The following is a 23,152-nucleotide window of genomic DNA, read 5'->3' as shown; positions in this document are numbered from 1 at the left end:
ATGGACAGAGTCCGGGCTCCCAGCCCGCCGTCAGCGTGCGTCCTTCGACAAGCTCAGGACGAACGGGTGTAAGCAGAATTCGATATCATAGGGGATGCGTCCGCTGCGCGCCCACCATCCCCTTGCAAATATGTTCTACATATGTTCCAAATACGACATGGTCCGCCCCCCTCCCGTCCACGGCCGAGGCGCCCAATCGGGCGCCGTGCCGACGCGCTTCGGCCTGGCCACGCGCGAGGAGGACGGGGACTGGCTTGACGCGCGCGAAGGGATAGACGGCGCGCCGGGCAAGCTGCGCACCACGGTGATCGATCTGCACCCGAAATCGATCGTCACCTTCAACCAATCCCCCGATATCGCCTTCGACCGCTCGCTCAATGCCTATGCCGGCTGCGAGCACGGCTGCATCTATTGCTATGCGCGGCCAACCCACGCCTATCACGACCTTTCTCCCGGCCTCGATTTCGAGACCAGGCTGTTCGCCAAGCCGCAGGCGGCCGAGCTTCTGCGCAAGACATACGCCAAGCGGGGGTACCGCCCCCGGCCGCTGGCCATGGGGACCAATACCGATCCCTACCAGCCGATCGAGGCGCGCTACCGCATCACGCGGCAGGTGCTGGAAACCTGTCTGGAAACGCGCCATCCGGTGACGATCACCACCAAATCGGCCCGCGTGCTGGACGATCTGGACCTGCTGGCCGAACTGGCGCGCCACCGGCTGACCGCCGTGAGCATCTCGGTGACCAGCCTCGACCCGCATTTGTCGCGCCTGCTCGAACCGCGCGCTTCGGCCCCCGCCAAGCGGCTGGCGGCGCTGGGCCGGCTGGTGGAAGCCGGTGTGCCGGCGCATGTCTCAGTCGCGCCGGTCATCCCTTCGATCACCGATGAATTCATGGAAGGCATTCTCGAACGCGCCGGCGCGCTGGGCGTGCGGTCGGCCAGCTGGATCATGCTGCGCCTGCCGCACGAAGTGGCGCCGCTGTTTCGCGAATGGCTGTCCGTCCACTTCCCCGATCGCACGGGCAAGGTCATGGGCATCGTGCAGGACGTGCGCGACGGGCGAGACAACGACCCGGGTTTCTTTACACGGATGAAGCCGCAAGGGGTGTGGGCCGATCTGATCCGCACCCGCTTCCGCCTGGGCTGCAAGCGCGCGGGGATAGGCCGCGTGGATATCGATCTCGATTGTTCGGCGTTCCGCCCGCCCAGCGTGGATGGGCAGCTCAGCCTTCTCTAGGGCGTTTAGGTTTTTTTCAAACTCACCATCGTCATTGCGAGGAGACAAAGTCGACGAAGCAATCCAGAGTCACGCTCAAGCCGCTCTGGATTGCTTCGCTACGCTCGCAATGACGAACGCGTAGGGTAAGAGTGTGCAAGCGATATAATCGACTTCTCTAGGGTCATTAGGCCCGTTCCGCCGGTTCGTAGCGCCGTTCGCCGGTCAGCGGATCGTACCAGACCTCGATGATCGCGCCCGTCTCGTGATCGATCTCGCGCTCGCCGGTGCGCTGCCACTGGCCGTGCGAGGAGCCCCTGCGCCCGCGATACCCGGCGTCGAACACGGTGCCGATCACGATCAGCGCGGCGAACACGAACAGGCCGGCTCCGCCCCCGGTGCTCCATTCCAGCGCCACGCCGCCGCCGGCCATCGCGACCGCCAGCACCAGCGCGGCGATCCGGCCAGTGCGCGTCATTGCGGTTTCAGCCTCACCGCCGTGCCATAGGCGACGACTTCGTTCATCGTCTGCCCGATCGATCCGGAATCGAAGCGCATCATCACCACGGCATCGGCACCCATCAGCCGCGCGTTCATCACCAGCCGATCGATCGCGTGCCGCCGGGTGTCCTCCACCAGCGCCGAATATTCCTTGATCTCGCCGCCCACGATCGAGCGCAATCCGGCCAGGATATTGCCGCCCAGCCCCCGGCTGCGCACGACCACGCCGAACACCTGGCCCAGCGCTTCCTGCACTTCGCGCCCGGCCACATTCTCCGTCGTGGTCACGATCATGCGCCTATCCTTTCGTCGATGAAAACCGCACCAGCCGGCTGTCCCGCACCGCCGCCTGGCGATGGACGACGACCGGCTTGTATTCGGGGTCCGTCACCATGGCGAGGAACGCCGCCGCATCGGGATAGCCCATGACGAACGTGGCATCCCACGGCCATTCCTCAGGCCCGGTGACGACGCATTCGAAGCCGCCTTCCCAGACCATGCTTGCCCCCACCTTGGCCAGCACCGGCGCGATCGCGCGGTGGTATTCGGCATAGGCCTGCGCGCCCGTCCAGCCCTTGTCCGCCAGCGGATGCCCTTCGGGATAGGTCGCCTCGTCCTTGAAGCGGACAAGGTTCAGCATCCGGATGGGTGTGTCGCGCGGCAGCGCCTTGAAGCGATCGAAGTTCGCGCGGTCGGGATCGATGTAGTCCATGGCTCAGGCGGCCCACTGGAAATCGCGGAACTGGTCGCGCAAGTCCTTCTTGCTGATCTTGCCGGTGCCGGTGTGCGGTATCTCGTCGACGAACACGATGTCGTCGGGCACCCACCACTTGGCGACCTTGGTGGCCAGGAACGCGCGCAGATCATCGGAGCCGACATCGACGCCAGCCTTGCGCACCACGACCAGCAGGGGCCGTTCGTCCCACTTGGGGTGGAACACGCCGATCGCGGCGGCTTCGGCCACGGCGGGATGGCCGACGGCGGCGTTTTCCAGCTCGACCGAGCTGATCCATTCGCCGCCCGACTTGATGACATCCTTGGTCCGGTCGGTCAGTTGCAGCGTGCCGTTGGGATGGATTACCGCAACGTCGCCCGTATCGAACCACTGGCCGGTATCGACGGCTTCCTTTTCGCCCTTGAAGTAGCGCTTGACCACCCACGGGCCGCGCACCTGCAAGGCGCCGGCGGTCTTGCCGTCGCGCGGCAGGACGATACCGGGATCGCCCAGATCGACGCAGCGCATCTCAACGCCGAACGGCACCCGCCCCTGCATCGCCTTGATGCCGATCTGTTCGGCGAAGCTCAGGTCGTCCCAGTCCCAGGTTTCGGTGCCGGTGGTGCCGATGGGCGAGGTTTCGGTCATGCCCCAGGCGTGTGCCACGCGGATGCCTTCGCCCATGAAGCGTTCGATCATCGAGGACGGCATGGCCGAACCCCCGCAGACGACCTGCTTCAGGCTGGGCGGCATGCCCATGCCGGACCTGTCTATTTCCTGGAGAAAGGCCAGCCACACCGTCGGCACGCCGGCCGAAGCCGTCACCTTCTCGCGCCGGAACAGATCGCACAGCACGGCCGCATCGTTCACCGCCGAATAGACGAACTTGGCACCCGCCGCCGCACCCGCCCAGGGCAAGCCCCAGCTGGCCGCGTGGAACATCGGCACGATCGGCATCATCACGGTGCGCGCGTCCATGCCGAACACCGCCGGCTGGAGCGAGGAGATCGCGTGCAGCATCGTCGAACGGTGCGTGTAGAGCACGCCCTTGGGATTACCGGTGGTGCCGCTGGTGTAGCACAGCATGCACGGATCGTTTTCGTCGCCGTCCGCCCAGGCGGCATGGCCGTTCTCGGCGCCGATCCAGTCCTCGAAATGGATCGCAGGCTCGTCGGAATCGAAACAGACGTAACGTTCGATCGTCGGCCACCGCGGCCTCATCCGCTCCACGATCGGCGCGAACGCCTTGTCGAACAGCAGGACGCGGTCTTCCGCGTGGGCCACGATATATTCCAGCTGGTCGTCGAACAGGCGCGGGTTGATCGTGTGCAGGATGCCACCCGCACCCACCGCGCCATACCAGGTGACAAGGTGCCGGTGATGGTTCATCGCCAGCGTGGCGATGCGATCGCCGGGCTGGATGCCGATCCGCTGCAGCGCCTGCGTCATTTTCAGCGCATCGCGGCGAATGCCCGCCCAGGTGGTGCGGCTTTCCGTGCCGTCCGCCCAGTGGCTGACCAGTTCGCGCGCGCCATGTTCCCGCGCGGCATGATCGAGCAGATGGGTAACGCGCAGCTTCCAATCCTGCATGGCTCCAAGCTGCATCGTTTTCCTCTCCCGGTTGTTCTATTCCACCAGCCGCAAGTGCCGTTCCGCGCGCGCGGTCAGCGCCACATTGGCAAGCCCCTCGATGGGAATCAACCGTTCGATTAATTCGCTGTCGAGCCGGAAATCACCGCCCAGCCGGATAAGGGGCTCCTTCGGACTGCCGGTCCGCAGGCGCGCCAGCACTTCGCCTTTCGCGTCGCCGCCGCGCGGCAGCAGCATGGCCAGCTCCGAAATCGCCTCGGGCTTCGTGACATCGAGCTTCAACTGCATCCGCGCCGCGCTGGTGACGGAGGACAGCGGCCGCGCGCCACGCACCGTCACACGCGGCGGCTCGTCGGGATTGGGCCGGTCCAGCTCGACATTCAGCAGCACGCAGGTTCCGTCGCGCGCCCACTGCACGAAGGAATCAACCAGCGCCTCCTCGAAGCACGAGGCGGAGAACAGCCCGCTGCTGTCGGAGAAATCGGCCATGACGAAGTCCTTGCCGCGCTTGGTCTTGCGCTTCTGGACGTTCTCCACCATCGCCGCCATCACCGCGCCGCTGCGTCCACCCGCTTCGCCGCCGCCCGACATCAGGCTGCCATAGGTGCGCGCGCCGTTGGCCGAAGCGACCGCGCGGTATTCCTCCACCGGATGTGCGGCGAAATAGAACCCGAAGTTCTCGCGTTCGGCGGCCATCTGGTCCGCGCGGCTCCACGGCTTCGTCTCGGCAAGGCGCGTGGCGGGCACGGCATGGTCGTCGCCCCCGAACAGGCCGCCCTGCCCGCTGGAGCGAGAACGCGCCGCCTCGTCCGCCACGGCCATCAGCAGTTCGGCGTTGGCGATCACTTGTGCGCGGTTCGGTTCCAGGCAATCCAGCGCGCCGCCGGCGGCCAGCGCTTCCAGCTGGCGTCGGTTCATCGATCCCGCCGGAATACGGCGGAACAGGTCGTCCAGCGTCTCGAACGGTCCTTTGGCCTCGCGTTCGGCGACAATCGCTTCCATCGCCTTTTCGCCCACGTTGCGCAGCCCCGCCAGCGCATAACGCACGGCATAGCCATCGTCGGTCCGCTCGACGGTGAATTCGGCAACGGAATGGTTGATGTCCGGCCCATGCAGCGCCACGCCGTTGCGTCGCATGTCGTCCACGAACACCGCCAGCTTTTCCGACTGGTGCATGTCGAAGCACATCGATGCGGCGTAGAATTCGTGCGGGTAGTGTGTCTTGAGCCAGGCCGTCTGGTAGGCGAGCAGCGCATAGGCGGCGGCGTGCGACTTGTTGAAGCCATAGCCCGCGAACTTGTCGATCAAGTCGAACAGCTCGTTGGCCTTGGCGGCCTCGATTGCCGAAACCTCCTTGCAGCCATCGACGAAGCGCTGGCGCTGGGCGTCCATTTCCGCCTGCACCTTCTTGCCCATGGCGCGGCGCAGCAGGTCGGCATCGCCCAGCGAATAGCCGGCCAGGATCTGCGCGGCCTGCATGACCTGTTCCTGATAGACGAAGATGCCGTAGGTTTCGGAGAGGATGCCGGCGAGCTTCTCGTGCGGGTATTCGATGCTTTCGAGCCCGTTCTTGCGCCGCCCGAACAGCGGGATGTTGTCCATCGGGCCGGGCCGGTAGAGCGAGACGAGCGCGATGATGTCGCCGAAGTTGGTCGGCTTCACCGCCGCCAGCGTGCGCCGCATCCCTTCCGATTCCAGCTGGAACACGCCCACCGTATCGCCCGACTGGAGCAGCCGGTATACATCGGCATCGTCCCACGGCAACGTGGACAGGTCGATCGCGATGCCGCGCTTGCCCAGCAGGTCCACCGCCTTGCGCAACACCGACAGCGTCTTGAGGCCCAGGAAGTCGAACTTCACCAGCCCCGAATCCTCGACATGCTTCATGTCGAACTGGGTCACCGGCATGTCCGAACGCGGATCGCGGTAGAGCGGGACGAGCTGCGCCAGCGGCCGGTCGCCGATCACCACGCCGGCGGCATGGGTGGAACTGTTGCGCGGCAGCCCTTCGAGCTGCATGGCAAGGTCGATCAGCCGCTTGACCTCGGGATCGCGGTCATACTCGCGCTTCAGCTCCGCCACGCCGTTCAGCGCGCGCGGCAGTGGCCAGGGGTCGGTGGGATGGTTGGGCACCATCTTGCACAGCCGGTCAACCTGGCCATAGCTCATCTGCAGGATGCGGCCGGTATCGCGCAGCACCGCGCGGGCCTTCAGCTTGCCGAAGGTGATGATCTGCGCAACGTGATCGTCACCGTACTTCTGCTGGACGTAGCGGATCACTTCGCCGCGCCGCGTTTCGCAGAAGTCGATATCGAAGTCCGGCATCGAAACGCGCTCGGGATTGAGGAAGCGTTCGAACAGCAGCCCCAGCCGGATCGGATCGAGATCGGTGATCGTCAGTGCCCAGGCGACGAGCGAGCCAGCGCCGGAACCGCGCCCCGGCCCCACCGGAATCGAATGTTCCTTGGCCCACTTGATGAAGTCGGCAACGATCAGGAAGTAACCGCCAAAGCCCATGCGGTTGATGATGCCGATCTCGAACTCCAGCCGCGCGCGGTAGTCGAGCACCTCCTCGAACACGCCCGCTTCCCCTAGCTGCGGAAAATCGCCGGCGGCCAGCTCCACGTCGGGCCCGGCGCACAGCACTTGCGCCAGCTCGGCATGGCAGGCTTCGGGGTAGTACGGCTGCAACCGCGCGACCAGGCCGGTGCGCGAATCCTCGGCGCACATCCGTGCTTCGCCTTCCTTGTCGCCGGCCAAGCTGGGCAGGATCGGCTTGCGCTTGGGCGGCATGAACGCGGTGCGCTGCGCCACCACCAGCGTGTTCGCCAGCGCCTCGGGCACGTCGGAGAACAAGTGCTCCATGATCTCGGCCGGCTTGATCCACCATTCCTGCGAGGAACGTGGGCGATCCGCGCTATCGACATGCGTCGAACTGGCGATGCACAGCATGGCGTCATGCGCGGCGTAGAACGTGCGTTCGGCGAAGCACGCCGGATTGGTGGCGATCAGCGGCAGATCGCGGGCATAGGCCATCTCGATCAGCGCTTCCTCGCCCGCTTCCTCCACCTTGTCCCCCCGCCGCACGAGTTCGAGGTAGAGCCGGTCGGGAAACAGTTCCTGCAGCCGATCGCAATAGGCATGGGCCGCCGGCATCTGCCCTTCGGCCAGCAGCCGCGTCAGCGCGCCTTCTCCGCCCGCCGTCAGACACAGCAGGCCATCGGTGTGACCCACAAGGTCCGCCAGCACGACATGCGGCGCGAACTCCAGCGGCCGTTCCAGATGCGCGCGGCTGACGAGATGGCACAGGTTGTCGTACCCTTCCGCATCCTGCGCATAAAGGCCAAGCCAGTCGATCGTCGGCGCCTGCGCGCCGAAGCCCGGTGCTGCCCCTTCCCGTTCGGGCCGCGCCACGGCGAGCATCGTACCGATCACGGGCTGCACGCCCACGTCCTTGCACGCCTTGGCAAAGGCGACGCTGCCATAGAGCCCGTTGCGGTCGGAAATGGCGATGGCCGGGAAGCCCCGCTCGGCCGCCGTCTTGGCGATCATCTTCGGGTCGATCGCGCCGTCGAGCATGGTGTAGGACGAGAAAATGCGAAGCGGAACGAACGGGGCGTGAGGCATAGATCCGAATATGCCCCCCGTTCGCCGCCTAACCAAGAGCGCCGCGCGCGCTTCCCACCGAAAAATCCGCCCTGCCACCGCCATCGTGACGCGCATCACTTGGTTTGCGACGCTGCCGGGCCTATCCTGCGGCAAAGAAGGTCAAAAAGGTCGCGTGAGTTTCGCCCGATAGGAAAGGACGCGGGAATGACCGACACGCCCGAACTGCCCCAGGCCGACGACCGCAGCATCGTGGAGCGCGCCAAGGCGATCTTGCTCAAGCCCGCGAACGAATGGCCCCGGATCGCGGCCAGCACCGAAACGCCGGGCGACCTGATCACCCGCTATGCCGTCCCGCTGGCGGCTATCGGCCCGCTGGCGACGTTCGTCCACGGGCAGGTATTCGGTTACGGCGCGCTGGGGTTCAGCTGGAAACCGGGGCTGGTGGCCGGTCTTGGCAGCGCCGTGGCGACTTACGTGCTCGGCCTTGTCGGCGTGATCGTGCTGGCGCTGATCGCGGACTGGCTGGCGCCGAAGTTCTCCGGTGTCTCGAACCGCACCGCCGCGTTCAAGCTGGTGGTCTATGGCTCCACCGCTGCCTGGCTTGCAGGCGCCGCCCAGCTCCTTCCCGGCCTGGGGCTGCTCGGCCTTGCCGGGCTCTACAGCCTCTATCTCTATTACCTCGGCGCGACGCCAGTGATGAAAGTCCCACAAGACAAAGCCGCCGGATATACGGCGGTTACGATCGCCTGCGCCGTGGTCCTGTACCTCGTGATCGGGGGCGTTTCCGGCGCGTTTCTCACGATGATGGGATCGACCACGGCGATCACGGCACCCGACAGTGGCAAGGTGTCAGGCGCGCTCAGCATTCCGGGCGTGGGCAAGGTCGATCTCGACAAGGTCCAGCACGCGGCCGACCAGTTGGAGGCGCAGTCGAAGGGCGAGGTGAAGGCCGTGGCGCCCGATGCCCTGAAAGACCTGCTTCCCGCCTCAATCGGTCCGTTCCAGCGCACCGGCGTGGAGAGCGGAGCGGTCGGTGGATTGGGCAGCAATGCCACGGGCACCTATGAAACCGGCGACAAGCGCTTCACCCTGCGCATCACCGACATGTCCGCCGTTGGTGCGCTGGCCGGGCTTGGCGCGGCAATGGGCGTCAGCCAGAGCAAGGAAGATGCCGACGGCTATGAACGAACCGGCGTCGTCAACGGGCAGATGCAGTCCGAAAAGTGGAACAACGCCGATCATAGCGGCTCGTTCGGCCGCGCCATCGCCAACCGCTTCATGGTGGAGGCCGAAGGCGATGCGGACAGCATCGACCAGTTGAAGGCGGCCGTCGCGACGATCGATGCCGGCAAGCTCGCGGGGCTGGCGGGTCAATGACCGCCTAAAGCAGGGCGACCGCATCCATTGGGAGTGCCCACCCCCGGCCCCTCCCGCTTGCGGGAGGGAGTGAGACTTGCGTCGCCGCAGGCGGCGTTAGTCGCAACGGGGTGGGCTTTGCGCGCCCAGCGTCCGCAAGCGACACAACTGCCTAGAGCAACGCTTCGATGTCCTTTTCCAGCGCTTCCGGCTTGTCGGTGGGGGCATAGCGGCGCACCACCTTGCCCTCACGGTTGATGAGGAACTTGGTGAAGTTCCACTTGATCCCCTTGGTGCCCAGCACGCCGGGCGCCTCCGCCTTCAGCCACTGGTATAGCGGCGTGGCATCGTCGCCGTTGACGTCGATCTTGGCCATCAACGGGAAACTGACCCCGAAATTGACCTTGCAGAAGCTTTCGATCTCTTCCGCCGTGCCGGGTTCCTGTCCGCCGAACTGGTTGCAGGGGAAGGCCAGTATCTCGAAACCCTGTTCGCGATACTTGCGCCATAGCGCCTCCAGCCCGTCATATTGCGGGGTGAACCCGCATTTCGATGCGGTGTTCACCACCAGCAAGACGGCGCCGAGCTTGTCGGCAAGGTTGATCTCTTCGCCGTTGGGCAACTTTGCCGTAAAGTCCGCGATGGTCAGGGGCGCGGTCATGACAAGCCTTCCCGTTCCGCCAGCGCCAGCATTTCGCCGACGTTAAGCGATCGCCCGCCCGGTACGTCGAGCACCAGCCGGGCGCGCTGTTCGGCGGTCATCGCCACAACGGAGCGCAGCAATTCAGCGATCGGACCTTTCTGGACCACGCTGAAATTGTATTGCATCTCAGACCCGCGATCGTCGCGTTCGTGCAGCGTGCCTTCCGCCTGCAGGTCGACCGATTCCATCATTTCTCCCTCCTGTTTGCGGAAGGAGTCGCACGACCACCGGAATGGATCAAGCGGGGAAGTCCGCCCGGCTGACCAGAGCCGCGATTTCCGCCGGATTATACTGCCGGTCACCGGCCTTTTCGATCACCAGCGCCGCCCGTTCATCGGCCGGCATGCGCGAAACCAGCCGGACCATGTCGGCAAAGCTGCCCGAATGCAGCGCGGCAAAACCGTGGAACAGGCCATCGGCCGCCTCACGACGCATGACCACGGCGTGGTCCGTCCAGAACCCCTGGCGATCTGATCCCGTTTCCGCGCGGATAGTCGTGTTCATTGAACAATCTCCTTCATGCAAGGAGAACGCGCGAAACTGCCCGGGTATCCCGCCAGCGGCCATTACAAATTGGCCATGAACGCGGCGCAGCCGCCTATTCGAGCATGCCTTCGTGCAGCCGCAGCACGCGGTCCATACGGAAGGCCAGGCGTTCGTTGTGCGTGGCCACCAGCGCCGCGCTGCCCTGCCCGCGTACCAGCTTCAGGAACTCTTCCAGCACCCGGTCGGCGGTGGCTTCATCCAGATTGCCCGTCGGCTCGTCCGCCAGCACCAGCGCCGGACGGTTGGCCAGCGCCCGCGCCACCGCCACGCGTTGCTGTTCGCCCCCGGAAAGCTGGCTCGGCCGGTGCTCCATGCGATGACCCAACCCGAGCGCGGTCAACAGCTCCTCCGCTCGCGCCCGCGCTTCTGCGGTGGTCTTCCCCGCCACGAGCTGCGGCAGCACCACGTTCTCCACCGCGTTGAAATCGGGCAGCAGGTGGTGGAACTGATAGACGAACCCCAGCGAATCCCGCCGCAGCGTAGTGCGGGCATCGCCGGACAGCTTCGAGGCATCGACGCCGGCGATCTCGATCACGCCTTCGAAGCCGCCTTCCAGCAGCCCGATCGCCTGCAGCATGGTGGACTTGCCGGAACCCGAAGGGCCGAGCAGCGCCACGATCTCTCCGGGGCGAATCTCGAGATGGATGCCACGCAGCACCTCGATCGTTTCGCCACCTTGCGAAAAGCTGCGGCGCAGGTTGCGCAAACTGGCGACAGGCTTGTTGGTGGCGGGCTGGTTCATGGTCACATCATTCATAACGCAGCACCTGCACCGGATCGGTGCTGGCCGCCTTCATCGCCGGATAGAGCGTCGCCAGGAAGCTCAGCACCAGCGCCATCACGCTGATCACCACGATTTCGACCGGATCGCTGCGGCTGGGCAGTTCGGTGAGGAAGCGGATCGAAGGATCCCACAGGTTCTGCCCCGTGATCCATTCGACGGCATGGACCACCGATTGCCGGAAATAGAGGAACACGAAGCCCAGCCCCAGCCCAACCATGGTGCCCAGCGCGCCGATCACGAAGCCGATGGTCATGAATATCTTGAGCAGGCTGCGCCGCGTGGCGCCCATCGTGCGCAGGATCGCGATGTCACGCGTCTTCGCGCGCACCAGCATGATCAGCGACGAAAGGATGTTGAACACCGCCACCAGCACGATGATCGACAGCACCACGAACATCGTCACGCGCTCCACCGCCAGCGCCTTGAACAGGCTGCCGTTGATGGTCATCCAGTCCGTCACCACGGCACGCCCGGCCAATTGCTGCTTGAGCGGCGCGAGCGTCTGGTTGACGGTATCGGCGTTGGTCGTGGTTACTTCGATCATGCCGATGGTATCGCCGGTCAGCAGCAGCGTCTGCGCATCGGGGATCGGCATCACGACATAGGCCTGATCGTAGTCATAGACGCCGATCTCGAAGATCGCGGACACGGTATAGGCGATCTGGCGGGGCACGGTGCCGAACGGCGTCGAACGGCCCGCCGGGTTGACCACCGTGATGGTATCGCCCACCCGCGCGCCCAGGTTCTCCGCCAGACGCGATCCGATCGCCACGTTGGACGATCCCGGCGTCAGCGCGGCGAACGAGCCGGCCACGCGCTTTTCCTCCAGCCGCTTGATGTCCTCGGCGGTGTTGCCGCGCACCAGGATCGCTTCCACCCGGCCGTTGAACGTCGCCAGCAGGGGTTGTTCGATCAGCGGCGAGGCCCGGGTGACGCCGGGCGTCGCGCGGACCCGTTTCAGGATGTCCTGCCAATCGTCCAGCCGTCCGCCGTAGGCCTGGATGATCGCGTGGCCGTTCAGCCCCACGATCTTGTCGAGCAGTTCCGCGCGGAAGCCGTTCATCACGCTCATGACGATCACGAGCGCGGCAACGCCCAGCATCACCGCGGCAAGGCTGATCCCGGCAACCAGAGCGATGAACGCCTCCCCTCGCCCCGGCAGCATGTAGCGCTTGGCGATGGTCCATTCGAAGGTGTTGAGGATCAAGCCGGAACTTTCCTGGATCGAGCGATATCGGCAGGGGATTTAGGCGCGGCGGCGCCCTTGGGCAATGGGGCGTTTTCCGCGCCCGTGCCGCGTCCGGCGATAACGGCATGCCCGGGATGCTACGTAGTGCCCCCGTAACCCCGTTTTGGCCACGCCGGGCGCACTAAGCCACGAACCATGCAGCTTTTCGGGAACAGACCGATGACCATCAGAAAGACAGTCTTCGCGGCAGGCCTCGCCATGCTCCTCATTCTGGTGGCGAGCGTCGCGATCAGCGCGCTGAGGATCAACGACATCCGCATCGGTGGACCGTTGCACACCAAATCGCGCGAAGCCGCCGATCTGGTCGCGGACATCCTGCCGCCGCCCGAATATGTCATCGAACCCTATCTCGAAGCATCGATGCTGATGCGCGATCCGTCGCGGGCCGAAGCCACCAGCCGGCGCATCACGGCGCTGAAAGCGGCCTACGACGATCGCCATCAGCACTGGCTGGAATCCGATATCGATCCGGTCGTGAAGCGGGCCGTCACCGTGGAGACGCACACTCCGGCGCAGCGGTTCTGGCAGGAACTGCAGGGCCGTTTCCTGCCCGCCGCACGGCAAGGCGATACGGCGGCGATGCAGCAATCGTTCGAGCGCCTCTCCGCGCACTACGCCGCGCACCGGGCGGCGGTGGACCGGACGGTGACGCTTGCAAACGGCTATGGCCAGCGCCTGAACGAGAAGGCCACCGCCAGCCTTTCCGAATCCATGCGCTTGCTCGGCGTGCTGGCGCTGCTGCTGCTGGCGCTGGTCGTGGGCTTCTGCGCGATGGTCATTTTCCGCATCGTTCGGCCGATCGGCAGCATGACCACGCTGATGCAGCGGATGGGCCGGGGTGAAATGGACATCGAGAACCCGCACGAACAGCGCAAGGACGAACTCGGCGAAACGGCGCGCGCGCTCCAGAGCATCGTGCACTACGTGGAGGAAAAGGCACGCGCGGATTCCGAGCGCGAAATGGCCGTGCAGCGCCGCGTCGTCAGCAGCCTTGGGGCGGCGCTCGCCCGGCTGAAGGACGGCGGGCTGAACCACCGTATCGCCGAGGAATTTCCGGAAGCCTACGTCCAGCTGCGCGACGACTACAACCTGGCCGCCGCCGCCATGTCCGAAGCGATCAGCACCGTCATGGCCTCGATCGGGCGCGTCTCGAACAGCGCCTCGGAAATCAACGCGGCCATCACCGAGCTTGCCCAGCGCACCGAGATCCAGGCCAACAGCCTGCAGGAAACCGCCACGGCGCTGCGCGACCTCAACGATACCGTGCAGCACACCGCCGGCGCGGCGCAGGAGGCCGCCTCCACCGTGACGTCGGCGCAGGCCGAAGCGCAGGGCAACACCATCATCGTTTCCGAAACGGTCGGCGCGATGGACCGGATCGCCAGCAGTACGCGGCAGATCGTGCCGATCACCGAAGTCATCGATCGTCTCGCCCACCAGACGCACCTGCTTTCGCTCAACGCCAGCGTGGAAGCGGCGCGCGCGGGCGAAGCCGGCAAGGGGTTCGCCGTGGTCAGCGACGAAGTGCGCAACCTTGCCACCAATTCCGCAGACGCCGCGCAGCAGGTCAAATCGCTGATCGAACAGTGCGCCGATCAGGTGGGCGAAGGGGTGACGCTGGTCGGCCGGTCGGGCGAAGCGTTCGACACGGTCATGGCGAAGGTCCTCGCGATCAGCGAGATCATCGGTCGGATCGCCACCTCCGCGCAGGAACAGGCCGAACGCCTTGCGCAAATCAGCGGTGCGATCGGCGGCATGGACCGGGTGACGCAGCAGAACGCCGCGATGGGCGAAGAGTGCAACGCCGCTGCGCGCATGCTGGCTAACGAGGCTGACCAGCTACGCCAGCTGGTCGGGCGGTTCGATATCGGACCCGCCGGCTTGCCCGGCAGCCCGCCCGCGCGGCGCCTTGCCGCCTGACGGGCGTCAGGATCAGGCGGCGACCGCGGTGCGATCGCGGCCCGCGCTCTTGGCCCGATAGAGCGCGGCATCGGCCCGCGAGAGCGTATCCGAAAGATCGCCATCAAGCACGGCGATCCCCGCGCTGACCGTTACCCGCACGATGATCGATCCCACCGGCACCGCCGAACGCGAAATTTCCTTGCACAGGCGGACGCAGATCTTTTCGGCATGGTCGATCCGGGTTTCGGGCAGGATCACCGCGAATTCCTCGCCGCCGATCCGCGCGATGTGGTCTGTCTGGCGCAGCGCGCGCCGCGCCGCCTGCGCGACCGAGGCCAGCACCATGTCGCCCGCCCCGTGACCAAACCGGTCGTTGACCGCTTTGAAATAGTCGATGTCGAACACCACGATGCAACCGATGACGCCGCTGGCGACGGTCCGTTCGGCCAGATCGAAGAACGCCCGGCGGTTCGACAGTCCGGTCAGCGGATCGGTCAGCGCGGCGATCGAAAGATCCGCTTCCAGTCGCTTGCGCTGTGAAATGTCGCGCGTCGCGCAGATCAGCGCGCCGTCTTCGGGCACCGCACGAAAATGCGTTTCGAACCAGCGCGGCTCGCCAAGCTTGGTCAGGGCAAGGTGTTCCACGCTGATCGGCGTGCCCGGCGCGTGGCGCGCGCGCAATCCGGCCTCATGCACCTGCTGCAGATGATCCGGGTGGATCAGTTCCGCGACATTCGTGCCGACAAGACCCGCGGGATCATAGCCGCTGACGTAGAGGATCGAGGGCGAGACATAGCGGATGACGCCATCGGCATCGAGATGCATGATGATGTCGCTGACATGATCGGACAACAGGCGATAGCGCGCCTCGCTTTCCGCCAGTTCGCGCATCTGCCGGCGTCGGCGTTCCTGCTCGAACTGGACCGGCAGCGCGAACAGCACCGTCACCGCGATGTAGATTTCGAAGAACTGCATCCGGTCGCCGAGATCGAGATGCATCATCGCCACCGGCCCTTCACCGCGCATCGTCAGCATGCCGCCGATCAACGCCAGCACGCAGGGCAGGAACGTGGTAACGACGCATGGCGCCCACACCGCGGCCGCAACCACCATCAACACCGGGAACAGCATCAGCGGCCGGTTGGGCTGGCTGAACACTACCGCCGTCAGCACGGTCATCGCCACCACGGCCAGAACGGCCGCGAGCCGCCTGTTGTCCGGCAGCACCGGCTGGCCGTTATGCACCGCGTAGGAAAGGCTGATCGTGAAGGGCAGGAACGTGAGCAGACCAACCGCGTGGCCGATCATCCAGTGCACGAAATTGGCGCCTGGATCGATCTCCAGCACCATGCCGGTCACCGCCAGGGCCGCCAGGCCGCTGACCATCGGCACGGCCAGCCCGATGCCGAGATAGTATCCCGCCAGCCATTCGAGAGTGTCGCCGGGCCAATAGGCGTCGAAGATGCGCTTGAGCATTATCGCGGCCATCAGGGCTTCCCCAACGTTGACCAGCGCGAGCTGCGCGGCGACGCGCCACCCGAACCCGAAGAAGCCCGTCGCCACGAAGCTGGCAAACGCGCAAAGAGCGATCGTCAACGGCCAGACGCGGCGCCCCGCCGTGAGCAGATATCCCGAGAGCAGCGCGCTTGATACCCAGATCATGGCGACGCCGCCGCTAAAACGGCTGATATGCACGGTCGTTGCCGCCGTGGCGAAATACAGCAGGGCCATGCCGGCAGGCCCGGCGATGGAGCGAGCAGCAAGGAAGCGGGAGGGGATCATGCACCCCCTTGTCTCTCGCAATGGTTAAATTCCGTCTAAGAGGAAGCCCCTATCGGGCGGCCGCACCGGCGGGAAACCGGCCCCAGAACGGCAACCTGGCGCGAATGTCGTGCCCGCCCCTTGCGTTCCGGGGCAATCGGGGCCACATGGGCGCCTTCGCTGGCCGGCGCTGTTGCGCCCTCGTGACGAGTCCTCGAGGACCCATGACTTTCACCGATCTTACACATGACCACGCACCCTGGGACGTGGATGGCGACAAGCTGCGCGAAGAGTGCGGCATCTTCGGCGTAATCGGCACGCGGGATGCGGCCGCGATGGTTGCGCTGGGGCTGCATGCCCTCCAGCATCGCGGGCAGGAAGCGGTGGGCATCACCAGCTTCGATGGGCAGGAATTCTATTCCCGCCGTGGCATCGGCCACGTTGCGCAGAACTTTTCCAGCGAACAAGCGCTGGCGGAACTGCCCGGGTCTACGGCCGCCGGCCACGTCCGCTATTCGACCACGGGCGGGTCGGGCCTGCGCAACGTGCAGCCGCTGTTCGCCGATCTTGCCACGGGCGGCTTCGCCATCGCGCACAACGGCAACATCTCCAACGCGATGTACCTGAAGCGCGACCTCGTGCGCAAAGGCGCGATCTTCCAGTCGACCTCCGACACCGAAGTCATCATCCACCTCGTCGCCACCAGCCGCTATCCCACCCTGCTCGATCGCTTCGTCGATGCGCTGCGGCTGGTCGAAGGCGCCTATTCGCTGATCTGCATGACACCGGCCGGCATGATCGCCTGCCGCGATCCGCTGGGTATCCGCCCGCTGGTGATGGGCAAGATCGGCGATGCGGTGGTCTTCGCCAGCGAAACCGTCGCGCTCGACGTGGTGGGTGCGGACTTCGTGCGCGAAGTCGATCCCGGCGAACTGATCCGCGTGGCGCATGACGGCGCGATCGAAAGCCACCGTCCGTTCGGCAACACCAGCGCCCGCCCGTGCATTTTCGAGCACGTCTATTTCAGCCGTCCGGATTCGCTGATGGGCGGCCGTTCGGTCTATCAGGTGCGCAAGGCGATCGGCGCGCAGCTCGCCATCGAAAGCCCCGCCGATGCCGATCTGGTGATCCCCGTGCCCGACAGCGGCGTACCGGCCGCGCTTGGCTACGCGCAGCAGTCCGGCATTCCTTTCGAGCTGGGCATCATCCGCTCGCACTATGTCGGCCGCACCTTTATCCAGCCGTCGGACGGCGCGCGCCATGCCGATGTGAAGCGCAAGCACAACGCCAACCGCGCGCTGGTGGAAGGCAAGCGGATCGTGCTGATCGACGATTCGATCGTGCGCGGCACCACCAGCATGAAGATCGTGCAGATGATGCGCGATGCCGGTGCCAGCGAAGTTCACATGCGCGTCGCCAGCCCGCCGACGGAACACTCCTGCTTCTATGGCGTGGATACCCCGGAACGGTCGAAGCTGCTCGCCGCGCGCATGAACGTGCCGGCGATGGCCGATTTCATCCAGGCCGATAGCCTGGCGTTCGTCTCGATCGACGGGCTTTACCGCGCGGTGGGTGAAGCGCAGCGCAACAACGGCTGCCCGCAGTATTGCGATGCTTGCTTCACCGGCGATTACCCGACGCGGCTGACCGACGTGGGCGATCGCGACGCCACCGATCAACTGCCCCTGCCGGTCGGAAAGGTCGCCTGAATGACGCAAGGCAGCGGCCCCCTGACGGGGCAGGTCGCGCTGGTCACGGGCGCCAGCCGGGGCATCGGCGCGGAAACCGCGCGCGCCCTGGCCGCCGCCGGCGCGCATGTGGTGCTCGTCGCGCGATCGGCCAAGGAGCTTGAGCAGGTCGAGGAGGAAATCTTCCAGGCCGGCGGCAGCGCCACGATCGCGCCGGTTGATCTGACCGAACCGGAAGGCATCGCGCGGCTCGCCACGGCCATCTCCAGCCGCTGGAGCGCGCTCGACATCCTGGTCATCAACGCTGCCACGCTGCCCACGCTGACGCCCGTGTGGCAGATCGATCCGCGCGAGTTCAACCTGGCCATGACGCTCAACGTGATGGCCACGCAGGCGCTGATCGCCGGGTTCGACGCCATGCTGAAACGCAGCGGCAACGCCCGTGTCATCGGTGTGACCAGCAGCGTGGGCGCGAAACCCCGCGCCTACTGGGGCGCCTATGGCGCCTCCAAGGCGGCGTTCGACAACCTGCTGGAATCCTACGCGCAGGAAGTCCGGGCGATCTCGAACATCCGCGTCACCGTGCTCGATCCAGGCGCCACGCGCACGAAGATGCGCGCTCGCGCCTATCCGGGCGAAGACCCCAATTCGGTGAAAGCGCCGGCCGTCGTCGCCGGGCGGATTGTGGCGCTGGTGCAGGAAACCCACGACAGCCCGCACCGCGAGCGCGTGGAAGCCTGATCCTTCAGCCCCGCTTCACCAGCGTGACCTGGCTGACGTCGATTCCGCCGCCCAGGAAGCCGCCCTCGCAATACATCAGGTAATAGCGCCACAGGCGCACGAAACGGGCGTCGAACGCCGGCGGCAGGCGCCCTTCCTCCACGGCACGGTCGAACGCCTCGCGCCACAGGCGCAGCGTGCGGGCATAGTCCGCGCCGAAATCCTGCCGGTCCTCCCACGCCAGTCCGCGTTCCGCCGCCAGCGCGCGGAACGCGCTTTCGCGGATCAGCAGACCGCCGGGGAAGACGTAGGCCTGAATGAAATCGGCGCTGGCGGCGTAGGCATCGAACAGGTCGTCGCGGATCGCAATGAACTGGATGGCCGCGCGTCCGCCGGGTTTCAGATGGCGGGCAATGCAATCGAACCACGATGGCCAGAACCGCCGGCCCACCGCCTCGACCATCTCCACGCTGGCGATCGCATCGAATTGCCCATCGACGTCGCGATAGTCCTGAAGGCGATAATCGGTGCCGGGCACAGCCCGTTCGCGCGCCCAGGCCAGTTGCTCGTCCGACAGGCTGATGCCGACGACCCGCGCTCCGTGGGCCTGCGCGAACCGACGGGCGAGGAAACCCCAGCCGCAACCGATCTCCAGTACGCTTGCCCCCGGTGACAGGCGCAGGCGCTCCGCCAGCCGATCGACCTTGTGGACCTGGGCGGTTTCCAGGTCGGCATCGGGCGCAAGCCCGGCCCACAGCGCGCTGGAATAGCTCATCGATGGATCGAGCCAACAGGCGTAAAAATCGTTGCCGAGATCGTAGTGCGCGGAAATGTTCAGCCGCGCGCCCTTGCGGCTGTTGCGGCGCAACGCGTGCAGCACACGGCCAGCCCAGCGCCAGGGCCCCTTGGCGCGCGCCATGTCCCCCATCGCCCTTGCGTTGCGCATGAACAGTGCGAACAGGGCCACCGGGTCCGGGCTTTCCCATTCGCCGGCTTCCCAGGCCTGATACCAGCCGACCGAGCCCGCCGTCGCAAGCCGCAGCAATCCGCGCCAGTCGTGCAGCGTGATTTCCGCCGCGTATCCCGGCGCACGCGCGCCGAACAAGCGGGTGGAACCATCGGGCAGACGGGCCAGCAGCGATCCTTCCGCCAGCCCGGTATCGATCCGGTCCAGCAGGCGGCTCATCGATCCGGTGATGAGCCGTGCCAGCAGCCCCGTGCCGGCGGTCATCGACCGGCCCCCCGCCACCAGATGCCCACCTCGTACCGGCGTTTGCGCGTTCATGGCGATACTATGCGCGGTTGATATCGGGACCGCAATCCCGGCCGGCGCGAGAAAGGATCAGATCGTCTTCAAAGCCGCATGGGCTTCCAGCGCGCGCTGGCGCCCGGCAGCGTGGCCAATGATCGGCGCCGGGTAGCCGCCGGGCCGCACCGGCGGATCGTGAACAAGGGGATCGGGCACGCCCGCCAGTTCGGGCACCCAGCGCCGGATATAATCCCCCGCGTCGAACTTGGGCGATTGCGTCAGCGGGGCCATGATCCGCACGAACATGTTGGAATCGACTCCTGTGCCCGCGCTCCACTGCCAGTTGACCGCGTTGGAGCCATAGTCGGCATCGACCAGCGTATCCCAGAACCACTGTTCGCCGCGCCGCCAGTCGATCAGCAAATGCTTGATCAGGAAGCTGGCCGCGATCATCCGCACGCGGTTGTGCATCCAGCCCGAAGCCCACAGCTCGCGCATCCCGGCATCGACAATGGGATAGCCGGTGCGCCCCTGGCACCAGGCGCGGAAATCGCGGTTCGCCTCCGGCCCGGTGCGCCATGCCATCTGATCGAACGGCGCGCGTGCGTTGCGGGCGCCATAGTCCGGGAACTGGAGAATCACGTTCTGCGCATAGTCGCGCCAGCCCACTTCCCCCAGGAACGTGCCGACCGATCCGCCCGCGTCGCGCACCGCATGCCAGATTGTCGCCGGCGATATCTCCCCGAAATGCAGGTGCGGGGAAAGCCGCGATGTCGCCTCCACCGAGGGCAGGTTGCGCCGTTCGGCATAGCGCCGCGCGCGATCGGCGAACGCCGCCAGCCGGTCGCGCGCGCCGGACTCGCCGGGCGTCCATTCGGCGCGGAAGCCACCGGCCCAATCCGGGGCGACCGGCAGCAATGCCCAGTCGGCCAGCGCGTCGCTTTCCGGCCATGCCTCCGGTGCGGGCAGGGTTTCGGGCGCGGCCAGCGGCGCGGGTGGTGGCATCTGTTCGGTCAGCGCCCGCCAGAACGGGGTGTAGATGCGATAGGGTTGCCCTGCCCCGGTTCGCACCGATCCCGGCGGGGCGAGGTAATTGCCGTGATGGAGCACCAGAGCGAGCCGCTGCGCCACCGCGCGCTCCGCATTGCGCCACCACGGCTCGTAATGATGCAAGGCGTGAACCCGCACGGCGCCGGTCTGCGCGGCAAGCGCCGCCAGCACGTCCTCGCAGCGCCCCCGCCGCAGCACCAGCCGCGATCCCCGCGCGCGCAAGTCCGCGTCCAGGCTGGCGAGGCTGTGGTGCAACCACCAGCGCGACGCCGCGCCCATGCGCCGATGCCGGGGCGTCTCATCGTCCAGTACATAGACCGGGATCACCGGCCCTTCCGCCGCCGCCGCGTGGAACGCCGCCTGATCAGCCAGCCTAAGGTCGCGACGCAGCCAGACAATGACGGGTGGTTTCATGAAAATGCGCAGTCCTTCATGCGGGGGACTCTCCTAGCGGACCCGCCCGGTCATCCGGAAGCAGCCCCAAAGGGCAGACGTCATCCGCCCCCGCACCCGGCTCCGTCCACGGGCAGCGTGACAACGGCGTTGAAGTTGCGGCTCATGGCGGGGCCGGTGAAACGGGCATCGCCAAACGTCACCACCGCACGGCAGTGCCCTTGTTCCACGCGCGCCACCGGCATTTGCGACCAGGCCAGGAACTTGCGTGCCGGCGCCGTGGCCTGCGCCGCGCGGCGGACAAGCGGCTCCTGCATCCGGTCGGCCATCGGCGCGCCGACGTCCACCAGCCCCTCAAGGCGGCGCAACGGATCATAGCGCCCCTGCACGATGAAGCCGTTTTGTCGCCAGACCACATCGCGCCGCCAGAACAGCAGCGGCTCGGGCCCGGCGAAGATCCGGTCCGGCGCGGCGTAAGGCGCATCGCGCGTCGGCGCGGCCCACGCCAGTGCGGAAATGCCGATGTTGCCGCCAATGAACAGCGCGGTTCCCGCCAGCGCCAGGATCGCCGGCTGCCTGCGTCCGTGCCGCCGGGCACGCCAGATGCCCAGCCCCAGCATCGCCAGCAGCCAGGGCGAGATAATGAACAACCCGTCGGTATGGAACCAGCGCGCGCTCGCCGGCGAAAGCAGCTGGATCGCATAGACGTTCTGCAGATCGAGCAGAGGGTGGGTCAACGCGCCGATCCAGCACAGCGCCAGCAGCCAGCCGAAGCGCATCGGCGGGCTATCGTCTGCCAGTCGTCCCCGCCGCGCCTGCCAGCGGTCCAGCAGCCACAGCAGGATCGCCAACACCGGCGGCAGCACCAGCACGCCGCCGATCAGGCCGTGGGTGAAGCCGCGGTGCATCGCCAGCGGCGGCCACGGCACCCAGCCGAAGAACACATCGATATCGGGCAGGTTGGCCGCCAGCACCGTGGCGGCCAGCCCCTTGCGCGTGCGGCGCTTCAGCCCGGTTTCGGCCAGCGCCCAGCCGACAAGGCTATGGGTCAGGTTATCCAACGCTGCCCCGCCGGCCCGTTCGCGCGATTCAGGCGTCCACCGTCCAGGTCTGGCCCTTGGCGAGCAGCTTGGCGAGGTTCGCGCTCTTGCCCGCCCGCGCCTGCGCGTCCTGCGCCAGCACGGTCGCTTCGTAGGTCGGGCGGGGATCGTCGTAGATCACGCCCAGCGCCATCGGGAACGGCCCGAACGGCATCTCTACCAGCATGTGCGCGATCGCCCGGTTCTTCACGTTGTGCACGATCACGCCCGCCGCCTGCCAATCGCCATCGACCACGTCGACGACCTTGAGGCTCAGCGTATCCATGTCGAGCGCGATGCCTCTCACGCCGCCGCTCTTCTCGCTGCCGAACAGCATCGGCTCGCCGTCCTTTACCCAAAGCTGGTTCTGGTCGGCCACGCCCTTGGCGGTGAAATCGTCGAAGCGGTCCTTGTTATAAACGATGCAGTTCTGGAAAATCTCCACGAACGCCGCACCCTGATGGCCGTGCGCGGCCTTGAGCACCGAGGACAGGTCCTTCGACACGTCATAGGCCCGCGCAATGAAGCGCGCGCCCGCGCCCAGCGCAAACGCGCAGGGTAGCGCCGGGCGATCGACCGAGCCGAGCGGCGTGGTCGGCGAATGCGTGCCTTCGCGGCTGGTGGGCGAATACTGGCCCTTGGTGAGGCCATAGATCTCGTTGTTGAACAACAGGATCTGCGTGTTCACGTTGCGCCGCAGGATGTGCATCGTGTGATTGCCGCCGATCGACATGCCATCGCCATCGCCGGTGACCAGCCACACGTCTAGTTCGGGATTGGCCAGCTTGATCCCGGTCGCGAACGCGGGCGCGCGGCCGTGGATCGTGTGGAAACCATAGCTTTCCACGTAGTAGGGGAAGCGGCTGGAGCAGCCGATCCCGGAAACGAACACGGTCTTGGCCGGGTCCGCGCCGATCTCGGGCAGCGTGCGCTGAACCGCCTTCAGGATCGCGTAGTCACCGCAACCGGGGCACCAGCGCACTTCCTGATCGGTTTCCCAGTCCTTGAGCGTGGTCTTGATGGGGGTCATGTCGTTCATAG

The 23,152-nt window shown here is 66.2% G+C and carries 20 protein-coding genes; 5 read left to right on the top strand and 15 right to left on the bottom strand.

What is annotated here, in order from left to right; all coding sequences use genetic code 11:
- Positions 1-157: 157 nt before the first annotated feature.
- Positions 158-1,237 carry a PA0069 family radical SAM protein gene (locus NMD1_RS14135; RefSeq protein ID WP_125955233.1) on the top strand — a complete coding sequence of 360 codons (1,080 nt, stop codon included), beginning with the start codon at positions 158-160 and terminating at the stop codon, positions 1,235-1,237.
- A gap of 166 nt (positions 1,238-1,403) precedes the next feature.
- Here NMD1_RS14135 and NMD1_RS14130 read toward each other — a convergent pair whose 3' ends face one another.
- From NMD1_RS14130 to dnaE, 5 genes are read right to left on the bottom strand one after another with little or no spacing between them, the layout of a single operon-like run.
- Positions 1,404-1,694 carry a hypothetical protein gene (locus NMD1_RS14130; RefSeq protein ID WP_124809798.1) on the bottom strand — a complete coding sequence of 97 codons (291 nt, stop codon included), beginning with the start codon at positions 1,692-1,694 and terminating at the stop codon, positions 1,404-1,406.
- Positions 1,691-2,011, bottom strand: a complete 321-nt coding sequence (locus tag NMD1_RS14125) for a YbjQ family protein (RefSeq protein WP_125955232.1) — start codon at positions 2,009-2,011, stop codon at positions 1,691-1,693. The genes NMD1_RS14130 and NMD1_RS14125 overlap by 4 nt, the downstream gene beginning before the upstream one ends.
- 4 nt (positions 2,012-2,015) lie before the next feature.
- Positions 2,016-2,429 carry a DUF1330 domain-containing protein gene (locus NMD1_RS14120; protein WP_125955231.1) on the bottom strand — a complete coding sequence of 138 codons (414 nt, stop codon included), beginning with the start codon at positions 2,427-2,429 and terminating at the stop codon, positions 2,016-2,018.
- Positions 2,430-2,432: 3 nt separating this feature from the next.
- The gene (locus NMD1_RS14115) at positions 2,433-4,037 is read right to left on the bottom strand and encodes a long-chain fatty acid--CoA ligase (protein ID WP_233497644.1); all 1,605 of its coding nucleotides are present in this window, start codon (positions 4,035-4,037) and stop codon (positions 2,433-2,435) included.
- A 21-nt stretch (positions 4,038-4,058) separates the two neighbouring features.
- Positions 4,059-7,649, bottom strand: coding sequence for a DNA polymerase III subunit alpha (gene dnaE / locus NMD1_RS14110; RefSeq protein WP_125955230.1), 3,591 nt, complete (start codon positions 7,647-7,649; stop codon positions 4,059-4,061).
- Positions 7,650-7,835: 186 nt separating this feature from the next.
- Here dnaE and NMD1_RS14105 point away from each other — a divergent pair, with 186 nt between their 5' ends.
- Positions 7,836-9,008, top strand: coding sequence for a Yip1 family protein (locus tag NMD1_RS14105; protein WP_125955229.1), 1,173 nt, complete (start codon positions 7,836-7,838; stop codon positions 9,006-9,008).
- A gap of 151 nt (positions 9,009-9,159) precedes the next feature.
- On the opposite strand, the gene NMD1_RS14100 is transcribed toward NMD1_RS14105, so the two are convergent.
- The 5 genes from NMD1_RS14100 to NMD1_RS14080 all read right to left on the bottom strand — a co-directional run bounded on the left by NMD1_RS14100 (position 9,160) and on the right by NMD1_RS14080 (position 12,227).
- Positions 9,160-9,648, bottom strand: a complete 489-nt coding sequence (locus NMD1_RS14100; protein ID WP_125955228.1) for a glutathione peroxidase — start codon at positions 9,646-9,648, stop codon at positions 9,160-9,162.
- The gene (locus tag NMD1_RS14095; protein ID WP_233497643.1) at positions 9,645-9,881 is read right to left on the bottom strand and encodes a hypothetical protein; all 237 of its coding nucleotides are present in this window, start codon (positions 9,879-9,881) and stop codon (positions 9,645-9,647) included. Before NMD1_RS14095 ends, NMD1_RS14100 begins: the two co-directional genes overlap by 4 nt.
- Before the next feature lie 46 nt (positions 9,882-9,927).
- Complete coding sequence (locus NMD1_RS14090) at positions 9,928-10,194, bottom strand: hypothetical protein (RefSeq protein ID WP_124809792.1); 267 nt, start codon at positions 10,192-10,194, stop codon at positions 9,928-9,930.
- 94 nt (positions 10,195-10,288) lie between these two features.
- Positions 10,289-10,978, bottom strand: coding sequence for an ABC transporter ATP-binding protein (locus NMD1_RS14085; protein WP_125955227.1), 690 nt, complete (start codon positions 10,976-10,978; stop codon positions 10,289-10,291).
- Positions 10,979-10,985: 7 nt separating this feature from the next.
- Positions 10,986-12,227: a lipoprotein-releasing ABC transporter permease subunit gene (locus tag NMD1_RS14080; protein WP_125955226.1), complete on the bottom strand. Its 1,242-nt coding sequence runs from the start codon at positions 12,225-12,227 to the stop codon at positions 10,986-10,988.
- 201 nt (positions 12,228-12,428) lie between these two features.
- On the opposite strand from NMD1_RS14080, the gene NMD1_RS14075 reads away from it, so the two are divergent.
- Positions 12,429-14,189, top strand: a complete 1,761-nt coding sequence (locus tag NMD1_RS14075) for a methyl-accepting chemotaxis protein (protein WP_158453962.1) — start codon at positions 12,429-12,431, stop codon at positions 14,187-14,189.
- A 12-nt stretch (positions 14,190-14,201) separates the two neighbouring features.
- Here NMD1_RS14075 and NMD1_RS14070 read toward each other — a convergent pair whose 3' ends face one another.
- Complete coding sequence (locus tag NMD1_RS14070; protein WP_125955224.1) at positions 14,202-15,953, bottom strand: sensor domain-containing diguanylate cyclase; 1,752 nt, start codon at positions 15,951-15,953, stop codon at positions 14,202-14,204.
- Positions 15,954-16,156: 203 nt separating this feature from the next.
- Between NMD1_RS14070 and purF the strand changes: the two genes are divergently transcribed.
- Complete coding sequence (purF, locus tag NMD1_RS14065) at positions 16,157-17,641, top strand: amidophosphoribosyltransferase (protein ID WP_124809786.1); 1,485 nt, start codon at positions 16,157-16,159, stop codon at positions 17,639-17,641.
- Positions 17,642-18,361, top strand: a complete 720-nt coding sequence (locus NMD1_RS14060; RefSeq protein ID WP_125955223.1) for an SDR family NAD(P)-dependent oxidoreductase — start codon at positions 17,642-17,644, stop codon at positions 18,359-18,361.
- Positions 18,362-18,365: 4 nt separating this feature from the next.
- On the opposite strand, the gene NMD1_RS14055 is transcribed toward NMD1_RS14060, so the two are convergent.
- The 4 genes from NMD1_RS14055 to NMD1_RS14040 all read right to left on the bottom strand — a co-directional run bounded on the left by NMD1_RS14055 (position 18,366) and on the right by NMD1_RS14040 (position 23,150).
- The gene (locus NMD1_RS14055; RefSeq protein ID WP_125955222.1) at positions 18,366-19,625 is read right to left on the bottom strand and encodes a cyclopropane-fatty-acyl-phospholipid synthase family protein; all 1,260 of its coding nucleotides are present in this window, start codon (positions 19,623-19,625) and stop codon (positions 18,366-18,368) included.
- A 57-nt stretch (positions 19,626-19,682) separates the two neighbouring features.
- Positions 19,683-21,053, bottom strand: coding sequence for a deoxyribodipyrimidine photo-lyase (locus NMD1_RS14050; protein ID WP_125955221.1), 1,371 nt, complete (start codon positions 21,051-21,053; stop codon positions 19,683-19,685).
- A gap of 80 nt (positions 21,054-21,133) precedes the next feature.
- A complete protein-coding gene (locus tag NMD1_RS14045; RefSeq protein ID WP_125955220.1) occupies positions 21,134-22,093 on the bottom strand; it encodes a metal-dependent hydrolase in 960 nt (319 codons plus the stop codon).
- Between the two features lie 28 nt (positions 22,094-22,121).
- On the bottom strand, positions 22,122-23,150 hold the full coding sequence (locus NMD1_RS14040; RefSeq protein ID WP_124809782.1) for a 2-oxoacid:ferredoxin oxidoreductase subunit beta: 1,029 nt from the start codon (positions 23,148-23,150) through the stop codon (positions 22,122-22,124).
- Positions 23,151-23,152 lie beyond the last annotated feature (2 nt).

The sequence above is a fragment of the Novosphingobium sp. MD-1 genome (genome assembly GCF_001014975.1).
GTDB lineage: Bacteria > Pseudomonadota > Alphaproteobacteria > Sphingomonadales > Sphingomonadaceae > Novosphingobium.
The sequence above is the reverse complement of the archived record's forward strand: the minus strand, read 5'-3'. Positions and strand labels throughout refer to the sequence as shown.

Excerpts from the sequence above, each read along its gene's own strand:
- NMD1_RS14040 (WP_124809782.1), bottom strand. The coding sequence starts at position 23,150 with ATGAACGACATGACCCCCATCAAGACCACGCTCAAGGACTGGGAAACC.
- dnaE (WP_125955230.1), bottom strand. The coding sequence starts at position 7,649 with ATGCCTCACGCCCCGTTCGTTCCGCTTCGCATTTTCTCGTCCTACACC.
- NMD1_RS14100 (WP_125955228.1), bottom strand. The coding sequence starts at position 9,648 with ATGACCGCGCCCCTGACCATCGCGGACTTTACGGCAAAGTTGCCCAAC.
- NMD1_RS14115 (WP_233497644.1), bottom strand. The coding sequence starts at position 4,037 with ATGCAGCTTGGAGCCATGCAGGATTGGAAGCTGCGCGTTACCCATCTG.
- NMD1_RS14130 (WP_124809798.1), bottom strand. The coding sequence starts at position 1,694 with ATGACGCGCACTGGCCGGATCGCCGCGCTGGTGCTGGCGGTCGCGATG.
- NMD1_RS14135 (WP_125955233.1), top strand. The coding sequence starts at position 158 with ATGGTCCGCCCCCCTCCCGTCCACGGCCGAGGCGCCCAATCGGGCGCC.
- NMD1_RS14085 (WP_125955227.1), bottom strand. The coding sequence starts at position 10,978 with ATGAACCAGCCCGCCACCAACAAGCCTGTCGCCAGTTTGCGCAACCTG.
- NMD1_RS14090 (WP_124809792.1), bottom strand. The coding sequence starts at position 10,194 with ATGAACACGACTATCCGCGCGGAAACGGGATCAGATCGCCAGGGGTTC.
- NMD1_RS14070 (WP_125955224.1), bottom strand. The coding sequence starts at position 15,953 with ATGATCCCCTCCCGCTTCCTTGCTGCTCGCTCCATCGCCGGGCCTGCC.
- NMD1_RS14075 (WP_158453962.1), top strand. The coding sequence starts at position 12,429 with ATGACCATCAGAAAGACAGTCTTCGCGGCAGGCCTCGCCATGCTCCTC.
- NMD1_RS14060 (WP_125955223.1), top strand. The coding sequence starts at position 17,642 with ATGACGCAAGGCAGCGGCCCCCTGACGGGGCAGGTCGCGCTGGTCACG.
- NMD1_RS14055 (WP_125955222.1), bottom strand. The coding sequence starts at position 19,625 with ATGAACGCGCAAACGCCGGTACGAGGTGGGCATCTGGTGGCGGGGGGC.
- NMD1_RS14095 (WP_233497643.1), bottom strand. The coding sequence starts at position 9,881 with ATGATGGAATCGGTCGACCTGCAGGCGGAAGGCACGCTGCACGAACGC.
- NMD1_RS14125 (WP_125955232.1), bottom strand. The coding sequence starts at position 2,011 with ATGATCGTGACCACGACGGAGAATGTGGCCGGGCGCGAAGTGCAGGAA.
- NMD1_RS14120 (WP_125955231.1), bottom strand. The coding sequence starts at position 2,429 with ATGGACTACATCGATCCCGACCGCGCGAACTTCGATCGCTTCAAGGCG.
- NMD1_RS14105 (WP_125955229.1), top strand. The coding sequence starts at position 7,836 with ATGACCGACACGCCCGAACTGCCCCAGGCCGACGACCGCAGCATCGTG.
- purF (WP_124809786.1), top strand. The coding sequence starts at position 16,157 with ATGACTTTCACCGATCTTACACATGACCACGCACCCTGGGACGTGGAT.
- NMD1_RS14050 (WP_125955221.1), bottom strand. The coding sequence starts at position 21,053 with ATGAAACCACCCGTCATTGTCTGGCTGCGTCGCGACCTTAGGCTGGCT.